Below are 8,758 nucleotides of genomic sequence, written 5' to 3'. Positions count from 1 at the left end.
GGGCGCCAGGACGGGGTCGACACCCCTCTGACCCGCGACCCCGTCCTGACGCCCGCGGCGCGCACGGAACTGGGCACCAGGACGGGGTGGGCGGGCCCGTCAGGGCAACAGGTGGGTGGCGAACCAGGTCAGGACGCGGGACACGTGGTGGGCGTCACCGCCCTCGTGGTGGTTGAACGGGTAGACGGCGATGTCGCGCGGGACCGTCGGGTCCCCGTCGGCATACGCGTGGTAGGCGGCGAACGCGGTCGACGGCGGGCACACGGTGTCGCGCAGCCCCGTGCCGACCAGCACCGCGGCCCGCGCGCGCCGCACGAGCGACGCGGCGTCGAGGTACGACAGCGTCCGGAAGACCGCCGGGGCGGCGTCGCGGTGCACGGACAGGTACCGGACGATCTCCGCGTACGGCTCGGTGTCGACCAGCCCGACGGCCCGTTGCACGTGGCAGAGGAACGGGGCGCTCGCGGCGACGGCGGCGAGGTCCGGGACGAGCCCGGCGACGGCGAGCGCGATCCCGCCGCCCTGGCTGTTGCCGAGCACGGCGACGCGGGTCGGGTCGACGCCGGGCAGCGTCCGGACGGCGTCGACGGCCCGCACGCCGTCGGTGTAGACCCGCCGGTAGTAGGCCGTGGACGGGTCGAGGATGCCGCGGGTGACGAACCCGGGTGCGGCCGCGTCGGACCCGACGGGGTCGGGGGTGTCGCCGCCGTTGCCGTACTGCCCGCCCTGCCCGCGGGTGTCCATGAGCAGGTGGGCGTACCCGGCGTTCGCCCAGGTCAGCCGCTCGGTCGGCAGTCCACGCCCGCGCCCGTAGCCGAGGAACTCGACGACCGCGGGCAGGTCGGTGTCGACCCCGGCGGGGCGGGTGTACCAGGCGCGCACGGGGTGGCCGCCGAAGCCGGCGAACGTCACGTCCCACGTGTCGACGAGCGTGAGGCCGGTGTCGACGGGGACGACCGAGACCGGGTCGCCGACGGCCCGTGACTCGGCGAGCGTCGCCGCCCAGAACGCGTCGAGGTCGGGCGGCTCGGGGATCTCGGGGCGGTAGCGCTCGAGCTCGGCGAGGGGCAGGTCGAACAGGGCCATCGGCGTCCTCGGTCGGGGTCGCGTCGTCGCGACCGGTCGTGCGGGTCGGTCGTGCGCGGCGTCAGACGTCGGTGGGGGGCGGGGCCGTGCTCTCGCGCACGACGAGCTCGGTGGCGAGGTCGATGCGCTGGTTGGTGGGGCTCTCGCCGCGGGCGAGGGCGAGCACCATCCGGGTCGCGGTGGCGGCCATCTCCTGCAGGGGCTGGTGGATGGTGGTGAGTGCGGGGCCGAGCCACTCGGTGACGGGCAGGTCGTCGAACCCGACGATCGACAGGTCCTGCGGGATGCGCAGGCCGAGCTCGCGGGCGGCGCGCATGACGCCGAGCGCCTGGAAGTCGGACCCGGCGAAGATCGCGGTGGGCCGGTCGGGGCGGGACAGCAGCTCGAGGCCGTGCCGGTAGCCGCCGTTGACGAAGAAGTCGCCGTAGCGGATCAGGCTGGGGTCGGTCGCGATGCCGGCCTCGTCGAGGGCGCTGCGGTAGCCGTCGATGCGGGCGCGGCTGCACAGGACGTCGACGGGGCCGGAGATCACGGCGACGCGACGGTGGCCGAGGGACAGCAGGTGGCGGGTGGCGGCGAGGCCGCCGGCCCAGTTGGCGGACCCGACGACGGGGACGCCGGGGGGCTGCTCGCCGGCGGTGTCGACGACGACGAACGGGATGGACCGGGTCTCGAGCTGGCGGCGCTGGGCGGGGTCGAGGTCGGACAGCACGAGGATGACGCCGCGGGGGCGGCGGGCGAGGACGTCGTCGAGCCACTCCTGCCGGGGTCGGTGGGCGCCGCCGAGCTCGGACAGGACGACGCCGATGCGAGCGGGTCCGGCGACTTCCTCGACGCCCTTGATGATCTGGGTGGCCCACGCGGAGTCGAGCTCGTGGAAGACGAGGTCGATGAGCCCGGGGCCGGTCGTGGTGCGGCCGCGGCGGCGCCGGTACTGGTACCGGTCGATGACCTCCTCGACGCGGGCACGGGTGACGGCGGCGACGTCGGTGCGGCCGTTGAGGACCTTGGAGACGGTGGGCACGGAGACCCCGGCCTCGGCGGCGATGAGCGCGATCGTCGCGGAGCCGCCGGCGTGCCCGTCGGCCGGGCCGCCCGCAGCACCGCCCGTCGAGCCGGCCGCAGGGGGACGCGGGTCGTCGGCCCCGGTGCTCGCTGGTCCGCCGGTGTCGGTGCTGGTCATCGTCGAAGCCCTCCCGGCCCTGCCGCAAGTATCGCGTCCGAACGTAGCACCGGACCCCTGCCGTTCCGGTGGTCCGTGCGTGGAGCGGACGGGTGAACACGGGTGAACGCGGGTGAACCGGGCGCGCTTGGCAAATTCTGGCAAACGATTGACGGCCATTGCCGGATGTGTCTACGTTCCTGAATCGTTGACCTTTCGCCAACGACGGCGATAGTTGCGACGCCCCACGAGGACGTGGGCGAGAGGGGGCACGAACCCGATGACCGACGCACCGCAGGCCGCCTGGCGGGACACGACGCGCAGCACCGACGAGCGCGCCGACGCCCTCGTGGCGGCCATGACGCTCGACGAGAAGCTGTCGCAGCTCGTCGGGCTCTGGGTCGGTGCGGACGCGTCGGGGGGCGGCGTCGCCCCGCACCAGGCGGACATGACGTCCCACGGCCTCGGCTGGGAGGAGGTCATCGCCGACGGCCTCGGCCAGCTCACGCGCCCCTTCGGCTCGGCCCCCGTCGCCCCCGTCGCGGGCGCTCGCTCGCTCGCCGCGTCGCAGGCGCAGGTCGTCGCCGCCAACCGCTTCGGCATCCCGGCCCTCGTGCACGAGGAGTGCCTCGCCGGGTTCGCCGCGTGGCAGGCCACGGCCTACCCGGTGCCGCTGTCGTGGGGCGCGACGTTCGACCCGGACCTCGTGGAGCAGATGGCCCGCCGGATCGGTGCGAGCATGCGCGCCGCGGGCGTCCACCAGGGCCTCGCGCCCGTCCTCGACGTCACCCGCGACTACCGCTGGGGCCGCACCGAGGAGACCATCGGCGAGGACCCGTACCTCGTCGGCACGGTCGGCACCGCGTACGTCAAGGGCCTCGAGGCGGCGGGCGTCGTCGCGACGCTCAAGCACTTCGCCGGCTACTCGGTCAGCCGCGCGGGCCGGAACCTCGCGCCCGTCTCGATCGGCCCGCGCGAGCTCGCCGACGTCGTCCTGCCGCCGTTCGAGATGGCGGTCCGCGACGGCGGCGCGCGGTCCGTCATGCACTCCTACGCGGAGCTCGACGGCGTCCCGTCGGCCGCCGACCACGCGCTGCTCACGACGCTGCTGCGCGACACGTGGGGCTTCGACGGCACGCTCGTCGCCGACTACTTCGGCATCCGGTTCCTGCACACGCTGCACCAGGTCGCAGCCGACGACGGTCACGCCGCCGCGCTGGCCCTGTCCGCGGGTGTCGACGTCGAGCTGCCGTCGGTGCACTGCTACGGCCGCCCGCTGCACGACGCCGTGGTGCGCGGCGACGTCGACGAGGCGCTCGTCGACCGGGCGCTGCACCGGGTGCTGCGGCAGAAGATCGAGCTCGGCCTGCTCGACGACGGCTGGACGCCGCTGCCCGCGGGCGTCGACGACCTGACGCTCGACGACGCCGACAGCCGCGACCTCGCGCTGCGGCTCGCCCGCGAGGCCGTCGTGCTCGTCACCAACCCCGACCGCGTCCTCCCGCTCGCACCCGGCCGCCGCGTCGCGGTCGTCGGCCCGCTCGCGGACGACCCGTACGCGATGCTCGGCTGCTACTCGTTCCCCGCGCACGTCGGCGTGCACCACCCCGACCACGCGATCGGCATCGACATCCCGACGGTGCTCGGCGCGCTGCGGGAGGCCGGCGTCGCCACGACGACCGCGCGCGGCTGCGACGTCACCGACCCCGACCGGTCGGGCTTCGTCGAGGCCGTCGAGCAGGCGCGCGCCGCGGACGTCGTCGTGGCCGTCGTCGGCGACCGCGCGGGGCTGTTCGGCCGCGGCACGTCGGGGGAGGGCTGCGACGCGACCGACCTGCGGCTGCCCGGCGTCCAGGCCGACCTGGTGCGGGCGCTGCTCGACACCGGGACGCCCGTCGTCCTGCTGCTGCTCACGGGCCGCCCGTACGCGCTCGGCGACCTCGCGACCCGGTCCGCGGCGGTCGTGCAGGCGTTCTTCCCGGGCCAGCGCGGCGGCGAGGCGCTCGCCGAGGTGCTGACCGGCGCGGTCTCGCCGTCGGGCCGGCTGCCCGTGAGCCTGCCCGCCGACCCCTCCGGGCAGCCCGGCACCTACCTGTCGCAGCCGCTCGGGCGCCGCACGCAGGTCTCGAACGTCGACCCGACGCCCGTCCACCCCTTCGGGCACGGGCTGTCGTACACGTCGTTCGACTGGGAGGCCCGGCTCGTCGGCGCCCCTGACGAGCCCGACGCCGCGGCCCGCTGGGCCGTCGACGGCGAGGTCGTCGTCGAGGTCGACGTCACCAACACGGGCGACCGCGCGGGTGCCGACGTCGTGCAGCTCTACCTGCACGACCCGGTCGCGCAGGTCACCCGTCCCGTCGTGCGGCTCGTCGGGTACGCCCGCGTCGACCTCGCCCCGGGCGAGCGCGGCCGCGTGACGTTCACCGTCCCCGCCGACGTCACCGCGTTCACGGGCCTGCACGGCCGCCGGGTCGTCGAGCCCGGCGACGTCGAGCTGCGCGTGTCGCGGTCCAGCGCCGACCACGCCGTGACGCTCCCCGCGCGCCTCGTCGGCGGCGAGCGCGAGGTCGACCACACCCGCCGACTCGTCACCGACGTCGCCGTCCAGACGCCCGCAGTCCAGACGCCCGCCGTCCAGACGCCCGACTCCCAGACCGTCCCCGTCCCGGCCGTCGTCCCGGAGGTGGTGTCCGCGTGAGCAGCGTGCAGGAGCCCGTCGTCGCGGGCGTCGCCCCGCCGGGCGCACCGCCGCCCGTCGGCGTCGCCGAGAACGCGCCACCGCCGGTCGGCACGAAGCCCCCGCGGCAGCCCCGGCGACGCCGCAACCAGGAGTGGACGACACCCGGCGGGGTCGTCGTCCGGCCGCCGCGCACCACCTGGCGGCAGGCCCTCAAGCGGGACTGGCGGCTGTACTCGTTCCTCGTCCTGCCGCTGCTGTTCCTGCTGGTGTTCCGGTACCTGCCGATCCTCGGCAACGTCGTCGCGTTCCGGCGGTTCCGGCCCGGGTCGAGCATCTTCGGCGACGAGTGGGTCGGCCTCTACTACGTGCGGATGTTCATCAACGACCAGCAGTTCTGGCACGCGTTCACCAACACGGTCGTGCTCGGCCTGCTGACGCTCGTCATCGTCTTCCCGCTGCCGATCATCCTCGCGCTCATGCTCAACGAGCTGCGCTCGCGGCGCTTCAAGCGGTCGGTGCAGACGATCTCCTACCTGCCGCACTTCATGTCCGTCGTCATCGTCGCGGGTATCGTCTTCCAGCTCACGTCGGTCAACGGGACGATCAACCAGATCATCACGAGCCTCGGCGGCGACGCGGTCACGTTCATGCAGGAGCCGTCCTGGTTCCGCACGATCTACCTGAGCTCGGAGGTCTGGCAGACCGTCGGCTGGGGCACGATCCTCTACCTCGCGGCGCTCACCACGATCGACGACCAGCTCTACGAGGCGTCCCGCATCGACGGCGCGAACCGCTGGCAGCAGACGTGGCACATCACGCTGCCGGGCATCCGGCCGACGATGGTCGTGCTGCTCATCCTCAACATCGGCACGTTCATGGCGGTCGGCTTCGAGAAGATCCTGCTGCTGCAGAACCCGCTGATCTACTCGACGGCCGACGTCATCTCGACGTACCTGTACCGGGTCGGCATCGTCTCGAACAGCGTCTCCTACGCCACCGCGATCGGCCTGTTCGAGGCCCTCATCGGCGTGACGCTCGTCCTGTCCGCGAACGCGATCTCGCGCAAGACCGTGGGGGCGAGCCTGTGGTGACCACCGACCTGTCGACGCAGCCTGCCCCGACGCAGCCGCCGGCCCCGACGAGCGGCAAGCCGCGCGTCGTCAAGGACTCGCGCGCGTACCGCTCGTTCCGGTTCGTCAACGCGTTCGTCCTGATCGTCGTGTGCGGGCTGGTCCTGTACCCGTTCGTCAACATCGTCGCGCAGGCGTTCAGCTCCGAGGGCGCGATCAACTCGGGGTCGGTGAACCTGGTCCCGCGCGGGTTCAACCTCACGACGTTCCAGGTGGTCCTGGGCGACGACATGTTCTGGCGGAACTACCGGAACACGGTCGTCTACACGGTGGTCGCCACCGCGATCGCGATGGCGCTCACGACGACGTACGCGTACGCGCTGTCGCGGCGGGGGCTCAAGGGCCGCAAGTTCTTCATCGGGGCCGCCGTCGCGACCATGTTCTTCAACGGCGGGCTCATCCCGAACTACGTCCTCATCAGCGAGCTGGGGCTGCGGAACACGATCTGGGCGATCGTGCTCCCGAACGCCATCAGCGTGTTCAACCTGCTGGTGATGAAGTCGTTCTTCGAGAACTTCCCGAGCGAGCTCGAGGAAGCGGCCGCGATCGACGGCATGACGACGTACGGCGTGTTCTTCCGCGTCGTGCTGCCGCTGTCGAAGGCGGTCGTCGCGACGATGCTGCTGTTCTACGCGGTGTCGTTCTGGAACGCGTGGTTCGGGGCGTTCCTCTACATGGACGACCCGCGCTTGTACCCCGTGACGATGTACCTGCGGAACCTCCTCGCCGGCGTCACGTCGGGGACGTCGATCCAGGGCGGCTCGACGGACAACCTCACGCAGATCGCGGCGAACGTGCAGTCCGTGACGATGCTCCTCACGGTGCTGCCGATCATCTGCCTCTACCCCTTCATCCAGAGGTACTTCGTGTCGGGCGTGATGCTCGGCGCGGTCAAGCAGTAGTCCCCCCGCGCTCTGCCAGCAGTGCGCTTTTCCATCCCCTCCCGTGCAGGACGACGAAGTTCCACGAAAAGGAGAATCATGAGGTCAGCACGACAGCGAGCGGGCGCCGCGGCGTCGGTCGCGGTTCTGGCGCTCGCACTGACGGCCGCGTGCTCGTCGGGCGGCGACGACCCGGCGGCGGAGGCGACCGGCGACGGCCAGGGCACCGAGATCCCCGAGGCGAACCGGGTCGGCGCGATGGAGGACTTCGCGGCCGGCACGGAGTTCGTCGCGACCGAGCCCGTGACGTTCGGGCTGCTGTACCGCGACCACCCGAACTACCCCTTGAACGAGGACTGGCTGTTCTTCTCCGAGCTGGAGGAGAAGAACAAGGTGAGCTTCGACGTCACGAGCGCACCGCTGTCCGACTGGGACCAGAAGAAGTCGCTCATCATCAGCTCGGGCGACGCCCCCGAGTTCATCCCCGTGACGTACAAGGGGCAGGAGACGCAGTTCGTCTCCGGCGGCGCGATCCTGCCGCTGAGCGACTACATCCAGTACATGCCGAACTTCCAGCAGAAGATCGAGGAATGGGGGATGCAGGACTACCTCGAGAGCCTCGAGCAGGCCGACGGGAAGGTCTACATGCTCCCCGGCCTGTACCAGTCGCCGCAGCCGCAGTACTCGATCGCCGTCCGGCAGGACCTGTGGGACGCGGCGGGCATCACCGAGGACCCGGCGACGTGGGACGACTTCCGGGACGACCTGAAGAAGCTCAAGGCGGCGAACCCCGACGCGTGGCCCATGTCGGACCGCTGGTCGACGACGAACAACAGCCCGCTCGGCGCGACGCTGCAGCTCGCCGCCCCGAACTTCGGGACGATCGCCGGCTGGGGCTTCGGCCAGGGCCTGTGGTGGGACGCCGACGAGGAGCAGTTCGCGTACGCGCCGACCACCGACGGCTACAAGGAGCTCGTGGAGTACTTCGCGAGCCTCGTCGAGGACGGCCTGCTCGACCCGGAGTCGCTCACGCAGGACGACGCGACGGCCGTGCAGAAGTTCGGCTCGGGCCAGTCGCTCGCGATCTCCGGCAACACCCAGGAGGTCACGACGTACCGCAAGACGTTCACCGACGCGGGCAACACCGCGGCGCAGGTCAAGCTCATCCGCGTGCCGGGCGGCCCGGCCGGTGACAACGTCGCCGCGGGCTCGCGCATCGCGTCCGGCTTCATGCTGTCGGCCGACGCGAAGGAGCAGCCGCACTTCCTCGCGCTGCTGCAGTGGATCGACTGGCTGTACTACTCGGACCAGGGCATCGAGTTCGCGCAGTGGGGCGTCGAGGGCACGACGTACACGAACGACGGCGGCACCCGCACGCTCGCGGCCGACGTCGACTGGAACGGACTGAACCCGACGGGCACGAAGAAGCTCAACGCCGACTTCGGCTTCAGCAACGGCGTGTTCATGTTCGCGAACGGCACGACCGACGAGCTCATCGGGTCGATGCAGACGGAGTCGACGCGCGAGTTCGTCGGCTCGATGTCCGACAAGGAGGAGCTGCCGCTCGCGCCCACGGCGCCGCTCGACGAGATGCAGCAGGAGCAGGTCACCCTCTGGCAGTCCGCGCTCAACGACTCGGTGCTGCAGAACACCGCGGCGTTCATCCTCGGCAGCCGCCCGCTGTCCGAGTGGGACGCGTGGATGACCGAGCTGCAGGGCCTCAACGTCGACCAGTACGTCGACACGTACAACCAGGCGCTGGCCGCGAACGGCTGACGCACCCCGGCCCGGCCGGTCCCGCACCCGGAGCGTGCGGGAC

6 protein-coding genes are annotated in these 8,758 nt (G+C 72.0%); 4 read left to right on the top strand and 2 right to left on the bottom strand.

Annotated elements, in window-relative coordinates:
- Positions 1-99 precede the first annotated feature (99 nt).
- Complete coding sequence (locus CBZ_RS18810) at positions 100-1,086, bottom strand: acetylxylan esterase (RefSeq protein ID WP_130782986.1); 987 nt, start codon at positions 1,084-1,086, stop codon at positions 100-102.
- Between the two features lie 61 nt (positions 1,087-1,147).
- A complete protein-coding gene (locus CBZ_RS18805) occupies positions 1,148-2,269 on the bottom strand; it encodes a LacI family DNA-binding transcriptional regulator (RefSeq protein WP_246013546.1) in 1,122 nt (373 codons plus the stop codon).
- A 259-nt stretch (positions 2,270-2,528) separates the two neighbouring features.
- Between CBZ_RS18805 and CBZ_RS18800 the strand changes: the two genes are divergently transcribed.
- From CBZ_RS18800 to CBZ_RS18785, 4 genes are all read left to right on the top strand, one after another.
- Positions 2,529-4,946, top strand: coding sequence for a beta-xylosidase/alpha-l-arabinosidase (locus CBZ_RS18800; protein WP_130782985.1), 2,418 nt, complete (start codon positions 2,529-2,531; stop codon positions 4,944-4,946).
- The gene (locus CBZ_RS18795) at positions 4,943-6,019 is read left to right on the top strand and encodes an ABC transporter permease (RefSeq protein ID WP_130782984.1); all 1,077 of its coding nucleotides are present in this window, start codon (positions 4,943-4,945) and stop codon (positions 6,017-6,019) included. The genes CBZ_RS18800 and CBZ_RS18795 overlap by 4 nt, the downstream gene beginning before the upstream one ends.
- Positions 6,013-6,960, top strand: a complete 948-nt coding sequence (locus tag CBZ_RS18790; RefSeq protein WP_373862200.1) for a carbohydrate ABC transporter permease — start codon at positions 6,013-6,015, stop codon at positions 6,958-6,960. Before CBZ_RS18795 ends, CBZ_RS18790 begins: the two co-directional genes overlap by 7 nt.
- A gap of 78 nt (positions 6,961-7,038) precedes the next feature.
- Positions 7,039-8,715, top strand: coding sequence for an ABC transporter substrate-binding protein (locus CBZ_RS18785; protein ID WP_130782983.1), 1,677 nt, complete (start codon positions 7,039-7,041; stop codon positions 8,713-8,715).
- Positions 8,716-8,758: the final 43 nt, after the last annotated feature.

The organism is Cellulomonas biazotea, assembly GCF_004306155.1.
Lineage (GTDB): Bacteria > Actinomycetota > Actinomycetes > Actinomycetales > Cellulomonadaceae > Cellulomonas > Cellulomonas biazotea.
This window is presented reverse-complemented; position numbering and strand designations above follow the sequence as displayed.